The 18,554-nt window shown below is 64.9% G+C and carries 17 protein-coding genes; 11 read left to right on the top strand and 6 right to left on the bottom strand.

The window, feature by feature from the left end:
• Window positions 1–130: 130 nt before the first annotated feature.
• Window positions 131–1,528, top strand: a complete 1,398-nt coding sequence (gene bcaP, locus AC3FKH_RS01535; protein ID WP_488672343.1) for a branched-chain amino acid transporter BcaP — start codon at window positions 131–133, stop codon at window positions 1,526–1,528.
• Between the two features lie 3 nt (window positions 1,529–1,531).
• Here bcaP and AC3FKH_RS01530 read toward each other — a convergent pair whose 3' ends face one another.
• Window positions 1,532–2,953 (bottom strand): aminotransferase-like domain-containing protein, encoded by a 1,422-nt coding sequence (locus AC3FKH_RS01530; RefSeq protein ID WP_488672341.1) that lies wholly within the window; start codon window positions 2,951–2,953, stop codon window positions 1,532–1,534.
• 151 nt (window positions 2,954–3,104) lie between these two features.
• Between AC3FKH_RS01530 and AC3FKH_RS01525 the strand changes: the two genes are divergently transcribed.
• Window positions 3,105–3,446 carry a DUF2917 domain-containing protein gene (locus tag AC3FKH_RS01525; RefSeq protein WP_488672339.1) on the top strand — a complete coding sequence of 114 codons (342 nt, stop codon included), beginning with the start codon at window positions 3,105–3,107 and terminating at the stop codon, window positions 3,444–3,446.
• A gap of 55 nt (window positions 3,447–3,501) precedes the next feature.
• Here the strand turns inward: AC3FKH_RS01525 and AC3FKH_RS01520 are convergent, their stop codons facing one another.
• Window positions 3,502–3,804: a HigA family addiction module antitoxin gene (locus tag AC3FKH_RS01520; protein WP_488672338.1), complete on the bottom strand. Its 303-nt coding sequence runs from the start codon at window positions 3,802–3,804 to the stop codon at window positions 3,502–3,504.
• Between the two features lie 19 nt (window positions 3,805–3,823).
• Window positions 3,824–4,102: a type II toxin-antitoxin system RelE/ParE family toxin gene (locus tag AC3FKH_RS01515; RefSeq protein ID WP_488672336.1), complete on the bottom strand. Its 279-nt coding sequence runs from the start codon at window positions 4,100–4,102 to the stop codon at window positions 3,824–3,826.
• Between the two features lie 232 nt (window positions 4,103–4,334).
• Between AC3FKH_RS01515 and icmF the strand changes: the two genes are divergently transcribed.
• The 4 genes from icmF (at window position 4,335) to AC3FKH_RS01495 (ending at window position 9,688) form a co-directional block, all read left to right on the top strand.
• Window positions 4,335–7,616 carry a fused isobutyryl-CoA mutase/GTPase IcmF gene (gene icmF / locus AC3FKH_RS01510; protein WP_488672334.1) on the top strand — a complete coding sequence of 1,094 codons (3,282 nt, stop codon included), beginning with the start codon at window positions 4,335–4,337 and terminating at the stop codon, window positions 7,614–7,616.
• A gap of 121 nt (window positions 7,617–7,737) precedes the next feature.
• On the top strand, window positions 7,738–8,175 hold the full coding sequence (locus AC3FKH_RS01505) for an HIT family protein (RefSeq protein ID WP_488672332.1): 438 nt from the start codon (window positions 7,738–7,740) through the stop codon (window positions 8,173–8,175).
• 17 nt (window positions 8,176–8,192) lie between these two features.
• Window positions 8,193–9,074, top strand: a complete 882-nt coding sequence (locus AC3FKH_RS01500) for a 3-hydroxybutyryl-CoA dehydrogenase (protein ID WP_488672872.1) — start codon at window positions 8,193–8,195, stop codon at window positions 9,072–9,074.
• Window positions 9,075–9,295: 221 nt separating this feature from the next.
• Window positions 9,296–9,688 (top strand): hypothetical protein, encoded by a 393-nt coding sequence (locus AC3FKH_RS01495; RefSeq protein WP_488672330.1) that lies wholly within the window; start codon window positions 9,296–9,298, stop codon window positions 9,686–9,688.
• Window positions 9,689–9,908: 220 nt separating this feature from the next.
• On the opposite strand, the gene AC3FKH_RS01490 is transcribed toward AC3FKH_RS01495, so the two are convergent.
• Genes AC3FKH_RS01490 through AC3FKH_RS01480 form a run of 3 tightly spaced genes read right to left on the bottom strand, consistent with a single transcriptional unit; the run spans window position 9,909 to window position 11,717 of the window.
• Entirely contained in the window at window positions 9,909–10,574 is a 666-nt protein-coding gene (locus AC3FKH_RS01490; protein ID WP_488672328.1) for a DUF2459 domain-containing protein, read from the bottom strand.
• A gap of 41 nt (window positions 10,575–10,615) precedes the next feature.
• Window positions 10,616–11,044 (bottom strand): DUF3293 domain-containing protein, encoded by a 429-nt coding sequence (locus AC3FKH_RS01485; RefSeq protein ID WP_488672326.1) that lies wholly within the window; start codon window positions 11,042–11,044, stop codon window positions 10,616–10,618.
• Window positions 11,045–11,048: 4 nt separating this feature from the next.
• A complete protein-coding gene (locus AC3FKH_RS01480; protein WP_488672324.1) occupies window positions 11,049–11,717 on the bottom strand; it encodes a Crp/Fnr family transcriptional regulator in 669 nt (222 codons plus the stop codon).
• A 237-nt stretch (window positions 11,718–11,954) separates the two neighbouring features.
• On the opposite strand from AC3FKH_RS01480, the gene AC3FKH_RS01475 reads away from it, so the two are divergent.
• The 5 genes from AC3FKH_RS01475 to AC3FKH_RS01455 all read left to right on the top strand — a co-directional run bounded on the left by AC3FKH_RS01475 (window position 11,955) and on the right by AC3FKH_RS01455 (window position 18,407).
• Window positions 11,955–13,913: an AMP-dependent synthetase/ligase gene (locus AC3FKH_RS01475; protein WP_488672322.1), complete on the top strand. Its 1,959-nt coding sequence runs from the start codon at window positions 11,955–11,957 to the stop codon at window positions 13,911–13,913.
• 16 nt (window positions 13,914–13,929) lie between these two features.
• Complete coding sequence (locus AC3FKH_RS01470) at window positions 13,930–14,922, top strand: ABC transporter ATP-binding protein (RefSeq protein WP_488672320.1); 993 nt, start codon at window positions 13,930–13,932, stop codon at window positions 14,920–14,922.
• Window positions 14,923–14,968: 46 nt separating this feature from the next.
• Complete coding sequence (locus AC3FKH_RS01465) at window positions 14,969–15,883, top strand: branched-chain amino acid ABC transporter permease (protein ID WP_224081250.1); 915 nt, start codon at window positions 14,969–14,971, stop codon at window positions 15,881–15,883.
• 26 nt (window positions 15,884–15,909) lie between these two features.
• Window positions 15,910–16,986: a branched-chain amino acid ABC transporter permease gene (locus AC3FKH_RS01460; protein WP_488672318.1), complete on the top strand. Its 1,077-nt coding sequence runs from the start codon at window positions 15,910–15,912 to the stop codon at window positions 16,984–16,986.
• Between the two features lie 83 nt (window positions 16,987–17,069).
• Window positions 17,070–18,407 (top strand): ABC transporter substrate-binding protein, encoded by a 1,338-nt coding sequence (locus AC3FKH_RS01455; protein ID WP_488672316.1) that lies wholly within the window; start codon window positions 17,070–17,072, stop codon window positions 18,405–18,407.
• Window positions 18,408–18,554: the final 147 nt, after the last annotated feature.

Genomic DNA, 18,554 nt, shown 5'->3' with positions numbered 1-18,554 from the left:
CGTGATGCGTGACGTGGATCATCCCGCCCGGCGCCTAGTGATTTTTGGCGCACGCTCACAAGAGTAAACTTCCGTCCTTTCCAGGAAAGGCGAAGCCATCCACAAGACGGCATTCGCGGGAGTTGTTCTGATGAGTCTGTTCCGCACCAAGAATATCGACGCCATGCTCGCCGTGGCCGATCACGACGGCCTGAAGAAGGTGCTCGGGCCGATCGACCTCGTGATGATGGGCATCGGCGCCATCATCGGCACCGGGATCTTCGTGCTGACCGGCACCGGCGCGCTGACGGCCGGGCCCGCGCTGACGGTGTCGTTCGTGATTGCCGCCATGGCGTGCGGGTTTGCCGCGCTCTGCTATGCCGAGTTCGCATCCGCCATTCCCGTATCGGGATCAATCTATACCTACAGCTATGCCACGCTCGGCGAAATCGTCGCGTGGATGATCGGCTGGGACCTGCTGCTCGAATACGGGCTGGCCACCTCGGCGGTGTCGGTGGGCTGGTCGGGCTATTTCCAGTCGCTCGTCGCGGGCTTCGGCGTGAAGTTGCCGGCGGCACTCACGGCAGCGCCGGGCGCGGTGCCGGGCGTCGCGACCATGGTGAACCTGCCGGCCATGCTGATCATGCTGGCGATCACGTGGGTGGTGTCGTACGGCGTGAAGGAATCGGCGCGGCTGAACAATGTGATGGTGGCGATCAAGATCAGCGTGGTGCTGCTGTTCATCGCCGTGGGCGTCTGGCACGTGAAGCCGGTGAACTGGCAGCCGTTCGCGCCGTTCGGCATGACCGGCGTGTTCAATGCGGCAGCGCTGGTGTTCTTTGCGTTTATCGGCTTCGATGCCGTGACCTCCGCTGCGGAGGAGGTGCGCAACCCGAGCCGCGACCTGCCCGTCGGCATCATCGGCTCGCTGGCGGTCTGCACCGTGCTGTACGTGGTGGTGGCGGCGATCATGACTGGCATCGTGCCGTTCGCGAAATTCGAGGGCGTGGATCATCCCGTGTCGCTGGCGCTGCAGTTCGCCGGGCAGAACTGGGTGGCTGGCTTTGTCGACCTCGGCGCCATTCTGGGCATGACCACGGTGATCCTGGTGATGACCTACGGCCAGACCCGCATCATCTTTGCCATGTCGCGCGATGGCCTGCTGCCCGAGCGGCTCTCGTCGGTGCATCCCGTGCACGCCACGCCGTACTTCGCCACGTGGACCGTGGGCATCGTGTTCGCCATCATTGCCGGCTTCGTGCCGCTCAATGTGCTGGCCGAGCTGATCAATATCGGCACGCTCGCGGCGTTCACGCTGATCTCGATTGCCGTGCTGGTGTTGCGCCGCACGCGGCCCGACCTGCCGCGCGCGTTCCGCTGCCCGGGCGTGCCGGTGGTGCCGCTGCTGTCCGCGGGCTTTTGCCTGTTCCTGATGGCCCACCTGCAGGCGCTCACGTGGATCGCATTCCTGGTGTGGCTGGCGATCGGCCTGGCGGTGTATTTCCTCTACGCGCGGCGCAACGCCGTGCTGCACAACCACGGCGGCTGAGGCTCAGCCCCTTGAACTCTCCTCGCCCATGGCAGCGGCCTCGCGCATGAACGCCACGGAGCGCGGTTCGTTGGCATACGCGGTATTGACGCGGATCCACGCCGAGGTCTCGCCGCCCGGCCGGAAGTAGTTGCCGGGCGCGAGCATCACGCCGTATTTCTCGCCCAGCGCGACCAGCGCGCGCGAGTCCTCGATGCCCGGTGGACGGGCCCACAGGAAGTTGCCGCCCGCGGGCTCGCAAAACACTTCCCAGCCGCATGCCGCGAGTTGGCGCACCGCGTTGGCCGAAGACTCACGCACGCGCAGGCGTAGCCGTTCCACGTACTTGCGATAGGCGCCGCGTTCCAGCAGCGAGGCGGTGACCGCCTCCGCGAAGTGCGAGCCGGCCACGCTGGTGAGCACTTTCACATCGACGAGGTCCTTCACCAGCGCCTTGTCCGCCACCAGGTAGCCGGTGCGCAGCGAGGCCGACACTGTCTTCGAGAAGCCGCCGATGTAGATCACGTGCTCCAGCTGGTCCAGCGTGGCGAGCCGGTCGGTGAAGTGCGTCTGGAAGTCCGAGAAGATATCGTCCTCGACAAAGCGGAAGCCATGGCGGCGCGCCAGTTCTAGCAGCCGGAAGGCGACCGGCGGCGCCAGGGTCGAGCCCGTGGGGTTCTGCAGCACGCTGTTCGTGAAGAACAGCTTGGGCTTGTGCTCGCGCAGCAATGCCTCGGTGGCCTCGGGGTCGGGGCCGGACGGCGTGTGCGGCACGCCCACGAGCTGCACGCCGTGCAGGCGCAGCAGGCCGAACAGGTTGTAGTAGCCGGGATCTTCGACGAACACCGTGTCGCCCGGCTTGAGCAGGTGGCGCACCACCAGGTCCAGTGCCTGGCTGGCCCCGGTGGTGATCAGCACCTGGGGCAGCTCCGCGGCAATGCCGAGCTGGCGCACGCGCAGCAGCACCTGCCGGCGCAGTTCAGGGTGGCCAAGCGGTGTCGCGTAGTGAATCACGCTGTCGATGTCGTTGCGCGACACCGCGCGGATGGCCTGGGTCAGCCCTTCCACATCGCGCCAGGTCTCGGGTACGAAGCCGCCGGCCAGCTTGAGCGCGCCGCTGGGATGGTTGAACTGCTCCATGATGTGGCCGGACAGGTCCTCGGCCAGGCTCGGGTCCGACCAGCCGCGCGCCGACCGGGTGGCCAGCGGGCTCTCCGCCACATAGAAGCCCGATCCATGGCGCGAATCCAGCAGTCCTTGCGACACCAGCCGGTCATAAGCCTCGATCACCGGGAAGCGGCTGATGCCACTGTTGGCCGCAAGCTGCCGGATCGAAGGCAGCCGCGCGCCGGGGCGCGCCTCGCTGGAGCTGATCCATGCCTTCACGCCTTGGATGATCTGCTCGGTCAGGGGAATGCCCGTGGTGGGGTCAATGATCAGCTTCATGGTGGCGTCGACCTATCAGTCGAACTGTCAGGAAAAACTACTGAACAGTTCATGGAAAACTGTTCACAACTGTACATGGGATTCTAGTCGGGGATGCGAATAATGGAAGCATGGCGGAGATCGGTGCCGCCGCGCTGGCAAGGAGTGCGACATGCGTGAACTGAGGGTATTTGAACTGGATGAACCGGCGCAGCCGGTGAGCCTGCGCGCGGGCTACGGGCAAAGCGTGAAGGTGATCGAGGGCCGGGTGTGGGTCACGGTGGAAGGCTGCGTGGCCGACTTCTGGCTGCAGCCTGGCGACGTTTTTGCGCTGGCCGAGGGCGAGCGCTTCTGGCTGTCGGGCGAGGGCGGCCCGGCGCGTTTCGCGCTGTCTGCGGTATCCGCGCCGTTGTCGTGGGCGCGGCTGGCCGGGTGGCTGCGCGTGCTGGCGCACCGCTGGGGCGAGTGGAAAACGGATGCGTTTGGGGAATGCCCGCGGTTGAGCGTGCGGTGATGGCGTCGTCAGCCGCTGCCAGGGCCGCCATGCGCGACCTTTGTCATTCCGTGACTCAGGCAGCGACCGAGTGCCGCTTGATTTCCGCCAGCTTGGCGGCACCGATCTTTTCTTTCGCCATTTCGGTGTCGTAGTAAGTCTGCAGGTTCATCCAGCTTTGCGCGTCGGTGCCGAAGAAGGCGGCCAGGCGCACCGCTGTGTCTGCGGTGATTGCGCGTTCGCCCTTGACGATCTCGTTGATGCGGCGCGGCGGCACATCGATGGCTTTTGCCAGGGCGTACTGGGACAGGCCAAGCGGCTCGAGCCAATCCGCCTGCAGGATCTCGCCCGGGGGGGCGAGAGGGACTTCACGAGACATAGCCGGCTCCTTTGCGTGTTTAGTGGTAATCGACGATTTCGACGTCGGCTGCGTAGCCATTGGCGAACCGGAAACAGATGCGCCACTGGTCGTTGATCCGTATGCTGAACTGCCCTTCACGGTCTCCCTGGAGTGCTTCCAGACGGTTGTTTGGCGGGACGCGCAGGAAGCCAAGGCTGTCCGCCGCATGGATTTGCTGCAGTTTTCGGATGGCGACTCGCTCGATGTTGGCAAACCGGGCCACGCGGGTACCACCGAAAAGTAGCGCGGTGTCGCGACAGTTGAACGACGTAATCATGGGTATGATAACGCATGGCGTTAATAACGCAAGACGTTACTACGCGTAGCGACGTGATTGACTCGCCGCACAATAGCTGACTTGGGTTACGTAAACGTCAACGCCATATAATCGATTGGCCCCCGTCGTAGCTGCCGGGGACCACGCCCGCCGCAAGCACGGCCAAGCCGGCACCAGACCGGCGCACCAGGCTGCAGGCGGCCGCGAGCCAATCCAGCCAGCGGTGGAGACCATGACCGATCTTTCCGATGTGCGCGATGTCCGTCGCGACGCGCCCCAGGCGCAGGCGCGCGGCCCCGTCAACAAGGTGCGTTTCGTCACGGCGGCATCGCTGTTCGACGGCCACGACGCATCGATCAACATCATGCGGCGCATCCTGCAGTCCTACGGCTGCGAGGTGATCCACCTCGGCCACAATCGCTCTGTCGATGAAGTGGTGACCGCAGCACTGCAGGAAGACGCGCAGGGCATTGCCATCTCCAGCTACCAGGGCGGTCACGTCGAGTACTTCAAGTACATGGTGGATTTGCTGCGCGAGAAGGGCGGCGAGCATGTGCAGGTGTTCGGCGGCGGCGGCGGCGTGATCGTGCCCGATGAAATCCGCGAACTGCAGACCTACGGCGTGGCGCGCATCTACAGCCCGGAGGACGGCCAGCGCATGGGCCTGGCCGGCATGATTGCCGACATGGTGCAGCGCTGCGATATCGACCTGAGCCGCTATGCACCGACGACGCTCGATGCGGTGGCCGCAGGCGACCGCCGCGCGCTGGCGCAGCTCATCACCGCGCTGGAGAATGGCAAGGCGGATCCTGCGCTCGTAAAAGACCTGCACGCGAAGGCGGAGAAGGCCACGGTGCCCGTGCTCGGCATCACCGGGACCGGTGGCGCGGGCAAGTCATCGCTGACGGACGAACTGATCCGTCGCATCCGTCTGGACCAGCGGGACACGCTGCGCATCGCGATGGTCTCGATCGACCCGTCGCGGCGCAAGTCCGGTGGCGCGCTGCTGGGCGACCGCATCCGCATGAATGCGATCAACCATCCGAACATCTTCATGCGCTCGCTGGCCACGCGTGAAGCAGGCAGCGAGATCTCGCAGGCACTGCCCGATGTCATCGCCGCGTGCAAGGTGGCCGGGTTCGATCTGGTCGTGGTCGAGACCTCGGGCATCGGCCAGGGCGATGCGGCCATCGTGCCGCACGTGGACGTGTCGCTCTACGTGATGACGCCCGAGTTCGGCGCCGCGAGCCAGCTCGAGAAGATCGACATGCTCGACTTCGCCGATTTCGTCGCGATCAACAAGTTCGACCGCAAGGGTGCGCAGGATGCCTGGCGCGACGTGGCCAAGCAGGTGCAGCGCAACCGCGAGCAATGGCATGGCAAGCCCGAGGACATGCCGGTGTATGGCACGCAGGCGTCGCGCTTTAATGACGATGGCGTGACCATGCTCTACCAGGGCCTGCGCGATGCGCTGGCCGGCAAGGGGCTCAAGTTCCAGCCGGGCACGCTGCCCGCGCTGACCGGCCGCATTTCGACAGGGCAGAACGTCATCGTTCCGCCGCAGCGCAGCCGCTACCTGGCGGAACTGGCCGATACATTGCGCGGCTATCACCGGCGCGTGGCGGAGCAGAGCCGCATCGCGCGCGAGCGCCAGCAGTTGCGTGCGTCCAGCCGCATGCTCGCGCAAGCGCAGGGCGAAGGCGTGGCTGCACTGGACAACCTGGCCGCGGAGCGCGACGCGGCGCTTGGCCCGCTGGAGCGCAAGCTGCTGGAAATGTGGCCGCAAATGCAGCAGGCCTACAGCGGTGACGACTACGTGGTGAAGATCCGCGACAAGGAACTGCGTACACGGCTCGTAAGCACCACGCTGTCGGGCACGAAGATACGCAAGGTCGTGCTGCCGCGCTTCGAAGACGAGGGCGAAGTGTTGAAGTGGCTGATGCGCGAGAACGTGCCCGGCAGCTTCCCGTACACCGCCGGCGTGTTCGCATTCAAGCGCGAGAACGAAGATCCCACGCGCATGTTTGCCGGCGAGGGCGATGCCTTCCGCACCAACCGGCGCTTCAAGCTGGTGTCGGAAGGCATGGAGGCCAAGCGGCTTTCCACCGCATTCGACTCGGTCACGTTGTATGGCGAAGATCCACACGTGCGCCCGGACATCTACGGCAAGGTCGGCAATTCCGGCGTGTCGATCGCCACGCTCGACGACATGAAGGTGCTCTATGACGGCTTCGACCTGACCAGCCCCAGCACCTCGGTGTCGATGACGATCAACGGCCCGGCGCCGACCATCCTGGCGATGTTCATGAACACCGCCATCGACCAGAACCTCGATAGATTCCGCGCCGACAACGGCCGCGAGCCGAGCGCCGACGAAGAGGCGAAGATCCGCGCGTGGGTACTGCAGAACGTGCGCGGTACGGTGCAGGCCGACATCCTCAAGGAAGACCAGGGCCAGAACACCTGCATCTTCTCGACCGAGTTCTCGCTCAAGGTGATGGGCGATATCGCCGAGTATTTCGTGCACCACCAGGTGCGCAATTTCTACTCGGTGTCGATCTCGGGCTACCACATTGCGGAGGCCGGCGCGAATCCGATCTCGCAGCTCGCCTTCACGCTCGCCAACGGCTTCACCTATGTCGAGGCGTATCTGGCGCGCGGCATGCATATCGACGACTTCGCGCCCAACCTGTCGTTCTTCTTCTCGAACGGCATGGACCCGGAGTACAGCGTGCTCGGCCGCGTGGCACGCCGTATCTGGGCGGTGACGATGCGCGACAAGTACGGCGCCAACGAGCGCAGCCAGAAGCTCAAGTACCACATCCAGACCTCGGGCCGCTCGCTGCACGCGCAGGAGATCGACTTCAACGACATCCGCACCACGCTGCAGGCGCTGATCGCGATCTACGACAACTGCAATTCGCTGCACACCAACGCCTATGACGAGGCCATCACCACGCCCACCGGCGAATCGGTGCGCCGCGCGCTGGCGATCCAGCTGATCATCAACCGCGAATGGGGCGTGGCCAAATGCGAAAACCCGAACCAGGGCAGCTTCCTGATCGAGGAACTGACCGACCTGGTCGAAGAGGCCGTGCTTCAGGAGTTCGAGCGCATTGCCGAGCGCGGCGGCGTGCTCGGCGCGATGGAGACCGGCTACCAGCGCGGCAAGATCCAGGAGGAGTCGCTGTACTACGAGCAGATGAAGCATGACGGCACGCTGCCCATCATCGGCGTGAACACGTTCCGCAATCCGGACGGCGATCCGATGCCGCAGAAGCTGGAACTGGCGCGCTCCAGCGAAGCCGAGAAGCAAAGCCAGCTCGACCGCCTGGCCGCGTTCCAGCAGTCGCATGCCCACGCGGCGCCCGCCATGCTGCAGCGGCTGCGCCAGGCCGTGATCGACAACCAGAATGTCTTCGCGGTACTGATGGATGCGGTGCGGGTGTGCTCTCTCGGGCAGATTTCGCACGCGCTGTTCGAGGTCGGAGGCCAGTACCGCCGCAATATGTGAAACATAAGGCAGAAAACTGCCCTGAAATCGGGTGGCGGAGGGGGACTGTCACGGCCACGGCCGCCCCTGTGCGTTAAACTCGACGGCTCGCCGGATTCCGGAACGACCGCCGCACCCGACCATGAACAGCCCGTACGACACGAACAACATTTTTGCGAAGATCCTGCGTGGCGAACTGCCGTGCATCAAGGTCTATGAAGATGCCGACACCATCGCCTTCATGGACATCATGCCGCAATCCGACGGCCATACCCTGGTGGTGCCGAAGGAAGCCGCGGTCAACCTGTTCGACCTGTCGGAAGCCGGCGCGGAAGCCGCGATCCGCACCACGCAGCGCGTCGCGCGCGCAGTGCGCCAGGCATTCGATCCGGATGGGTTGTCGATCGGGCAGTTCAATGGCGCCGCTGCCGGCCAGACCGTGCCGCACGTGCATTTCCATATCGTGCCGCGCTATTCGGACCAGTCCTTGCGCGGCCACGCGCGCGACACGCAGACCCCGGACGTGCTCGAGGCCCACGCGCAGCGCGTCATCGCCGCGCTGCGCGAACAAGCTGCCTGAGCGGTCGCGGACAACGAATACATAACCAGCAAAGAGGAATAGAGATGGCAATCAGGACAGTGGGCATCGTCGGTGCCGGCACGATGGGCAACGGCATTGCACAGGCCTGCGCGGTAGTTGGCCTTGATGTGGTGATGGTGGACATCAGCGACGCAGCGGTGCAGAAGGGCGTCGCCACCGTCGCCGGCAGCCTGGACCGCCTGATCAAGAAGGACAAGATCAGCGAGGCCGACAAGGCCGCCGCGCTGGCGCACATCCACGGCTCGACCGCGTATGAAGACCTGAAGAAGGCCGACATCGTGATCGAGGCCGCCACCGAAAACTATGACCTGAAGGTCAAGATCCTCAAGCAGATCGACGGTATCGTCGGCCCGGAAGTGATCATCGCGTCGAACACCTCGTCGATCTCGATCACCAAGCTGGCCGCCGTGACCAGCCGCGCCGACCGCTTCATCGGCATGCACTTCTTCAACCCGGTGCCGGTGATGGCGCTCGTCGAACTGATCCGCGGCCTGCAGACCAGCGACGCCACCCACGCCGACGTCGAGGCACTGGCCAAGGAACTGGGCAAGTACCCGATCACCGTGAAGAACAGCCCGGGCTTCGTGGTCAACCGGATCCTGTGCCCGATGATCAACGAGGCTTTCTGCGTGCTGGGCGAAGGCCTGGCCTCGCCGGAAGAAATCGACGAAGGCATGAAGCTCGGCTGCAACCATCCGATCGGGCCGCTGGCGCTGGCCGACATGATCGGCCTGGATACGATGCTGGCCGTGATGGAAGTGCTGTACACGGAGTTTGCCGATCCGAAGTACCGCCCGGCCATGCTGATGCGCGAGATGGTGGCTGCGGGGTATCTGGGCCGCAAGACTGGGCGTGGGGTGTACGTGTATAGCAAGTAACCCGCAAAGCTCTGGCGCGTTGCCCTGATGCAACGTGTGAAGTGCCGCAAGCGCCGGCCGCCATTGAAGGCGGCCGCTTTGTTTTTAGCGTGAATCCAGGCCCCCGCGGCGCGCCGCGAAAGCCGCTTACATGGTTTCACATGCAGAAACAATTCCAGTTCACCCGTTACGTGACAGCCGCGTTAGAGTGAATCATGGATGCAAGACAAAAAAGGAATCCAATGATCCGCCCCCTCCTTGCCGCTTTTACGCTTGGCGCGTTGTCGCTGGCGGCAGCCAGCCCCGCCATGGCACGTGTGGATGTCGGCGTAAGCATCGGCGTGCCGGCACCGGTGTACGTCGAGCCTGCTCCCGTCTATGTGGCGCCCCCGCCGCCGGTCTATGTGGCGCCTCCGCCTCCAGTCGTCTATGGCCCGCCGCCCGTGGCATATGGCCCGGCGCCGGTGGTCGTTGCTCCGGCCATCGTGATGGGCTGGCACGGTGACCGCTATTGGGACGGCCGCCGCTGGTGGGGACGCGAGCAGTGGTACGGCCGCCGCGGCCATCGTGAGCGCGATTGGGACGACGACCATGGTCACGGCCACGGACGTGGCCATGACCGCGACCGCTGGTAACCCGCCGTCCGGGGGCAGGGGCCGATTTCGCCTATAACTGAAGTCGCCCCAGCCCACCACCGGAGACGGCAATGCGAACAACCTGCCTGGCTGTCCTGCTCCTCACCCTGTCGCTATCCGGCTGTATCTCGGTCAGCAGCGGCGACCCGAATCCTCCCGCCAACAACACCGCAGCCCGGCCATCGTCCGGTACGACGGTCACCTGTCCACAACTACCGTGCTACTGAAGATTGCCGGCATGGGCTGAGCGGTATCCTCGCTCTGCCTGATCCAGGCCGGCATCGCGCTGTTCAGCGGCAATGCGCCTCACCTGCATCATGATGTCGTCGGAAAACACTGCGACCGGCGCCAGCGGCAGGCCGGCGTGGCGCAGTGCATCGGCCGTCCACGTATTGCAGGTGTAGAACAGGCTGTAGGCAGCGGTAGCCGAGAGGTAGGCGCCACCTTCATACGGGCCCGCACCGAGGCTGATAGGCTTCCCATCCGCGCCTCTCTGCACAGCGTCGCGCAGGTGGGTTTGCAATCCCTCCAGCCCGGCCTGGCCGACCGCGAGGCCGACGACATTGCCGGCGCCGAACGCTTCGGCTGGCGGCGCGCGCAGCGCAGTCAGCACCACCACGCCACGCCCCGGCAACAACGCCAGCAGCATCGTCACCATGCCGTGGTTGCGCCGTACTACGTAGGAGCGGTCGCCGAAGCCCAGGCACAGATAGCGAACATCCTCGAAGCCGCTGGCAAGGCTGCGCACGGCCGGGCCCGCGTCCTCGCTGCGCAGGCAGACATCGGTGTGCCAGTCGCGCACGACCACGTCGATCGTGGCAGCGGCAGGGATGGCAGGATGAATGGATGGCGCCGGCGGCAGCGGCGCGCAGGCGGCGATTGCCAAAGTGGCCAATCGGCACGCAAGAGAATAGGCGCGGCGCACGTTCAGCGCAGCAGGACCAGCCGCGGCACGGCATCGGCACCGCTCCATACGATGGCGTTCTGGCCGTGCTTCGTGCCGAGCGCGCGGGCAGCGTCAAGCGATATCCCTGGCACCAAAAAGCTCGGCTCGCCGGGCCAGCCGTTCGCCGGATGCTTGCCGATACCCGGAATGGCGGTATAGCCGAGCCGCGCGAGTTCATCGGCCAGTGCCTGCTGCCGCGCGTCGTTGCGCAATGGATCACAAGCCTGGCTGAACGGATTCGCCGCGGTGATGAACGCACTCGATGCCACATGCAGTCTTGCATGCAATGCAGCCAGTGGAACGCTTGGCTCGTCGATCTTCAGTATCAGCGGCGCATCGCCATGCACGCGGTATTCGGTCTCGCGATAGGCCCGCAGCGTGGCCTCGTCGATCGCGGTGCGCGCAGGCATGGTGTCACTCGCCGTACTGGCGCAGCCCGTCGAGGTCCAGCACTTCGATCACGCCGTAGTCCACGCGCACCAGGCCCTGCTGCTCGAGCACCTTGAGCGCCTGGTTGGCGCGCTGGCGCGAAATGCCGGCGAGCAGGCCGATCTCTTCCTGCGAGATCTCCAGCGTGTTGCCGATGCCCGGATAGAGGTGCTCATTGAACAGCGACGACACCGCGCGCGCCACGCGCGAATCGATGTCGAGCAGGCGCTCGTATTCCACCGCGGCGATGAACTGGCCCAGCCGCTCGTTGAACTGCGTGAGCAGGAATCGCGTGAACGGCAGGCTGGTATCCAGCAGCCACTGAAAAGTCTCGCGCGGCAGGAAGGCGATGGACGAGCGGCGCAGCGCCATCACGTCGTACTTGCGGATCTCCGACTTGAGCACCGCGCCTTCGCCGAACCAGCCGCCGGTCGGCACGCCGGTGAAGGTGACCGACTTGCCCGATGGCGACACGGTAGTGATCTTGACGATGCCTTCGAGCACGCCGAGCCAGTGCTCGGCGATTTCACCCTTGTGACAGACATAGTCGCCTTGCGTGTACTCACGCACGAACATCGCGCGGCGCACGCGTTCGCGCTGCTCCGGACTGAGGTCCGCGGCCCATACGCAGCGGTCGACGAAATCGTTCAGCATGGCCTGGAAAGGTCCTGTAGGGATTAACCCGGAATTGTCACCGGCGTGACAACCGGGGGGGGAGGCATCGGCTATCTTACGATCACTACGGAGCCGGCAAGTGCCACAACACAAGGCACGACGGGCTTGATGCGCTGCGGCATGACAGCCGCCAGGCAAAACAGGCCAAGTATAACGACCCGGACCGGCGCTTGACACCGCGCGTGGATCCCCACGACGGAGGGACAGGAGACAGCGATGCAGGAATCGTCGGCGACGACCTTTCCGCGATTGCTGCTGGAGCACGCCCGGCAACGGCCGGCGCATCCGGCGTATCGCGAAAAGGATCTCGGCATCTGGCAGACATACAGCTGGGCACAGGCAGCGCAGGAAGTCCGCGCGCTGGCATGTGGCCTCGCGGCACTGGGATTCACGCGCGGCATGAACCTGGCGGTGGTGGGCGACAACCGTCCGCGCCTGTACTGGGCCATGACGGCTGCGCAGGCGCTTGGCGGCGTGCCGGTGCCGCTGTACCAGGACGCCATTGCCAATGAAATGGTCTACGTGCTCAACGATGCGGAGATCGATTTCGCCATCGTCGAAGACCAGGAGCAGGTCGACAAGCTGCTCGAAGTCGAAGAGCAACTGGCCGCCTCCGGCCGCTGCGTGCGCCACGTCATCTACGAAGACCCGCGCGGGCTGCGCGACTACGATCATCCGTCGCTGATGTCGTACCAGCGCCTGCAGGAGATCGGCCGCGAATATGACCATGCGCATCCGGGCTTCTATGATGAGGCGATTGCCGCGGGCGCGCCCGAAGACACGGCCATCATCCTCTATACGTCGGGCACCACCGGCAAGCCCAAGGGCGTGTGCCACGCTCACCGCGGTTTGATCGGATCGGCGCAGAACGGGTGCGGCTTCGACGGCCTCACTGAGGAGGACGACGTGCTGTCCTACCTGCCGATGGCATGGGTCGGCGACAACCTCTTCTCTTACGCACAGGCCATGGTGGCGGGCTTCACCGTGAACTGCCCGGAATCGCGCGAGACCGTCATGACGGACCTGCGCGAGATCGGCCCGACCTACTACTTCGCCCCGCCGCGCATCTATGAAGGGCTGCTCACGCAAGTGATGATCCGCATGGAAGACGCGGGCTGGATCAAGCGCAAGCTGTTCCACTGGGCCATGGATGTCGCGCGCCGCTGCGGTGCCGACATCCTCGACGGCAAGCCCGTCGGACTGGCCGACCGCATGCGCTATGCCGCCGGTGAGTTTCTGGTCTACGGTCCGCTGCGCAATGTGCTCGGCATGAGCCGCATCCGCGTGGGCTATACCGCCGGCGAGGCGATCGGCCCGGACCTGTTCCGCTTCTACCGCTCGATCGGCGTGAACCTCAAGCAGTTCTACGGCCAGACCGAAACCTGCGCCTATGTCTGCCTGCAGCCGGACGGGCAGGTCAAGTTCGATTCCGTCGGCCCGGCGGCGCCCGGCATGGAAATCCGCATCGCCGACAACGGCGAGGTGCTGGTGCGCGGCGTGGGCCTGCTCAAGTCCTACTACAAGCGCGATGACGCGACCCGCGAGGCCATCAACGACGAGGGCTACTTCATGACCGGCGACGCCGGCGTGATCGATGCCGACGGCCACCTCAAGATCATCGACCGTGCCAAGGACGTGGGCAAGCTGGCCGATGGCTCGATGTTCGCGCCCAAGTACATCGAGAACAAGCTGAAGTTCTTCCCGTACATCAAGGAAGCGGTGGCCTTCGGCACCGGCCGCGACCAGGTCTGCGCCTTCATCAACATCGACTTCGATGCGGTGGGCAACTGGGCCGAGCGCCGTCACCTGCCGTATGCCGGCTACGTCGACCTGGCCGCCCAGCCCGACGTGATCGCGATGATCGGCGAATGCGTGGACCAGGTGAATGCCGACCTGGCCAACGATGCCATGCTGGCCGGCTCGCAGATCTCGCGCTTCCTGATCCTGCACAAGGAGCTGGACCCGGACGACGACGAGCTGACGCGCACGCGCAAGGTGCGGCGCGGCTTTATCGCCGAGAAATACGCGGTGCTGATCGAAGGCCTGTATGCGGGCAAGGCCGAGCAGTTCATCGAGACGCGCGTGAAGTTCGAGGACGGGCGCGAGGGCAGCGTGTCGGCCACGCTGAAGCTGGTGGATGCCAAACGCCTGCCGCCGTCGGCACGCGCGGCGTGAGCAGGGGAGCAAGAGCATGACGCAAGTGGCCTGGCAAGGAACGGACCGCGCGCCCACGGGGCAGCGCGGCGCACAACCCGAGTGGAACGGCATGGCGCGCACGGATGCATCGGGCGCCATCCCCGGCGGCGGCGCCATTGCGCCGGCCGGCCCGATGGCGCCCGGGGCGCCGCTGGCCGACATCGGCCTGCAAGCCGGCGTGCAGCGTTCGCAGCAGACGCACGAGCACGCGCGCACCGGTGGGGAGGTGATCCTGGACCTGCAGCACATCTCGCTGTCGTTCGGTGGCGTGAAGGCGCTGACCGATATTTCGTTCGATGTGTGCGAGCACGAGATCCGCGCCATCATCGGCCCGAACGGCGCAGGCAAGAGTTCGATGCTGAACGTGATCAACGGCGTGTACCACCCGCAGCAGGGACGCATCGTGTTCCGCGGCGAAGAGCGCCGCCAGATGCATCCGACCGACGCGGCGCGCCAGGGCATTGCGCGCACGTTCCAGAACATCGCGCTGTTCAAGGGCATGACGGTGCTCGACAACATCATGACCGGCCGCAACACGCAGTTCCGCACCGGCATCCTCGCGCATGCACTTTGGTGGGGGCCCGCGCGCAATGAAGAGATGCGGCACCGGCAGAAGGTCGAGGAGGTCATCGACTTCCTGGAAATCCAGTCGATCCGCAAGACGCCGGTGGGACGCCTGCCCTACGGCCTGCAGAAGCGCGTGGAGCTGGCGCGCGCGCTCGCGGCGGAGCCGTCGATGCTGCTGCTCGATGAACCGATGGCCGGCATGAACGTGGAAGAGAAGCAGGACATGTGCCGCTTCATCCTGGACGTGAACCGGCAGTTCGGCACCACCATCGTGCTGATCGAGCACGACATGGGCGTGGTGATGGATATCTCGGACCGCGTGGTGGTGCTGGACTACGGCAAGAAGATCGGCGACGGGACACCGGAAGAGGTGAAGGCCAATCCGGATGTGATCAAGGCCTACCTCGGCACCTCGCACTGAGCCCGCACGCGGCTTTCCACTCAACTGATTCCACCGGAACGCAGCCATGACGTTCTTCATAGAAATCCTGCTCGGCGGCTTGCTGTCGGGCCTGATGTACTCGCTGGTGGCGCTGGGCTTCGTGCTGATCTACAAGGCCTCGGGCGTGTTCAACTTCGCGCAGGGCGCGATGGTTTATTTCGCCGCGCTGGCCGTGGTCGGCCTGATGGACAAGGGCCTGCCGATGTGGGCCGCCGTGATCGGCGCCTTTGTCGTGATGATCATCGTCGGCATGAGCACCGAGCGCTTCGTGCTGCGCAAGCTGGTCAACCAGCCGCCCATCACGCTGTTCATGGCCACGATCGGCCTGTCGTTCTTCCTCGAAGGCCTGGGGCCGCTGCTGTTCGGCAATGAAGTGCGCCCGATCAACCTGGGCATCGTCGATGAACCGATCGAGGCCATCCTCACGCGCTTCAACATCGTTCTGTCCAAGTTCGATATTGCCGCTGCCGCGATCGCCGGCGTGCTGGTGGGCTCGCTCGCGCTGTTCTTCCAGTACACCAAGGTGGGCCGCGCACTGCGCGCGGTGGCTGACGACCACCAGGCCGCGCTGTCGCTGGGCATTCCGCTGCAGCACATCTGGGCGATCGTGTGGGGCGTGGCGGGCTTTGTCGCGCTGGTGGCCGGCATGCTGTGGGGCTCGCGCAATGGCGTGCAGTTCGCGCTGACGCTGACCGCGCTGAAGGCGCTGCCGGTGCTGATCCTCGGCGGCTTTACCTCTGTACCGGGCGCCATTGTCGGCGGGCTGATCATCGGCGCTTCGGAGAAGCTGGCCGAAATCTACATCCCTCCGGTGTTCCAGTCGGCGTTCGGCGGCAACTTCGGTGGCATCGAGGGCTGGTTCCCGTATGTGTTCGCGCTGCTGTTCCTGCTGGTCAGGCCTGAAGGCCTGTTCGGCGAGAAGCATATCGACCGCGTCTGAACCGACTTCGCTCCAGGAGATTTTCCATGTTCTATCGTGAAGCCGGCCAGTTCAAGACGAGCTACGTCGCCGACAGCCAGATCTTCCCCATCCGCCAGGACCGCATCGGCTTTGCCGTGCTGATGGCGATGGCCTTCCTGGTGATTCCGTTCGTCGGCTCGGAATACTGGTTCTCGGCCATCCTGATCCCGTTCCTGATCTTCGCGCTCGCGGCGCTCGGCCTGAACATCCTGACCGGCTATGCCGGGCAGTTGTCGCTGGGCACCGCTGCCTTCATGGCCGTGGGTGCTTACGCGGCCTATAACTTCCAGCTGCGCGTGGAAGGCCTGCCGGTGCTGCTGACGTTCATCCTGGCAGGCCTGTCCGCGGCGCTGGTGGGGGTGGCGTTCGGCCTGCCGTCGCTGCGCATCAAGGGCTTCTACCTGGCGGTGGCCACGCTGGCCGCGCAGTTCTTCGTGGTGTGGGCGCTGACCAAGTTCCCCTGGTTCTCCAACAACAGTTCGTCGGGCGTGATCACCGCTCAGCGGCTGGACCTGTTCGGCATGGCCATCGACACGCCGGTGAAGAAGTACCTGTTCGTGCTGGCCATCGTCACGGTGCTGGCGTTCATCGCCAAGAACCTGGTGCGCTCGGCCACCGGCCGGGCCTGGATGTCGGTGCGCGACATGGACGTGGCGGCCGAGGTGATCGGCATTCCGCTGATGCGCACCAAGCTGCTGGCCTTTGCCGTCAGCTCGTTCTACTGCGGCGTGGCCGGCGCGCTGTACGCGTTTTGCTATCTCGGCTCGGTGGAACCGGACGGCTTTTCGCTGGACCTGTCGTTCCGCGTGCTGTTCATGATCATCATTGGCGGCGTGGGTAGCATCCTGGGTTCGTTCCTGGGCGCGGCGTTCATCCTGCTGCTGCCGATCTTCCTGGACAACGTGCTGCCGCCGCTGGCATCGCTGCTGCACCTGCCATTCACGAATGCCACGGTGTCGCACATCCAGCTGATGGTGTTCGGCGGCCTGATCATCTTCTTCCTGATCGTGGAGCCGCACGGGCTGGCGCGGCTGTGGCAGATCGCCAAGGAGAAGCTGAGGCTGTGGCCGTTCCCGCACTAATCGCATCAATCGCTTTCCGACGTAGCTTTCGATCAAACGGGTACCCCATAACAAACGCACCTGCCAAGGTGAAGGAGACTGTCATGACAACCCTGATTCGCAATGTGCAGCGTGCCGTGCTGGCCGCGAGCGCCGCAGCGGCGCTGATGGTGCCGGCTGCAACGGCACTGGCGCAGACCAACGAACAGTTCGTGGCACTGCCAAGCTACCGCGTGGGCCCGTATGGCGCCAACGGGCAGTCCTGGTATGGCGGCTTCGTCGACTACCTGAACTACGTCAACCTCAAGGACGGTGGCGTCAATGGCGTCAAGCTGAGCTGGGAAGAGTGCGAGACCGAATACAACAACGCCAAGGGCGTGGAGTGCTATGAACGCCTGAAGGCAAAGAACGCCACCACCAAGGGCACCGCGTATCACTCGATGTCGACGGGCATCTCGTACGCGCTGGTCGACAAGACCGCCGCCGACAAGGTGCCGCTGGTGATGATGGGCTACGGCCGCACCGATGCGGTGGATGGCTCGGTGTTCCCCTATGCCTTCCCGCTGGTGACGACCTACCAGATGCAGGTCTCGGCCATCGTGAAATACCTGGCGACCAAGAATGGCGGCTCGCTCGCCGGCAAGAAGATCGTCTACCTGTACCACGACTCGGCCTATGGCAAGGAGCCGATCGTCGCGCTGCAGGCGGAAGCCAAGCTGGGCAAGTTCAACCTGGTGGAGATCCCCGTGGCGCACCCCGGCAACGAGCAGGGCGCGCAGTGGCTGAAAATCCGCCAGGAGAACCCCGACTACGTGATCTTCTGGGGCTGGGGCGTGATGAACCAGACCGCGCTGAAGGCCGCGCAGAAGGTGGGCTTTCCGCGTGACAAGATGATCGGCTCGTGGTGGGCCGGCTCGGAAGAAGACACCGTGCCGGCCGGCGAAGCCGCGAAGGGCTATATGAGCGCCACCTGGAACGTGGCGGGCCGCGGCGTGCCGCTGATCGCCGACATCGACAAGGTGGTGTACGGCGCGGGCAAGGGCAATATGCAGGACAAGAACAAGGTTGGCTCGGTGCTCTACAACCGCGGGGTTTCGGCGGCCGTGGTGACCGTCGAAGCCATCCGCGTGGCGCAGGAGAAGTTCGGCAAGGGCAAGCCGATGACCGGCGACCAGATGCGCTGGGCCTTCGAGAACCTGAACCTGACCAACGCGCGCCTGCAGCAGCTTGGCGCGACCGGCCTGCTGCCGGAAATCAAGACCAGCTGCGACAACCACGAAGGCTCGGGCAAGGTGAAGATCCAGCAGTGGGATGGCACCAAGTGGGTCGTGGTGTCCGACTGGATCGAAGGCAACAAGAACCTGATCCACCCGCTGTTCAAGGCCACCGCGGCGCAGTACGCGAAGGAGAAGGGGATCACGCCGGGATGCATGAAGTCGTGATCGCAGCGGCGGTGAACACTGCCATTTGTGTGCTCCCCTCTCCCCAATGGGAGAGGGGCCGGGGGTGAGGGCCGGCGGTGGCTTTGCATTGCCGCCCGATCGAGCGCCCGCCCCCAAACCCCACACCAAACCCCCCACACAGTGACT

The organism is Cupriavidus sp. 21MJTG02-4, from assembly GCF_057798975.1.
This window is presented reverse-complemented; position numbering and strand designations above follow the sequence as displayed.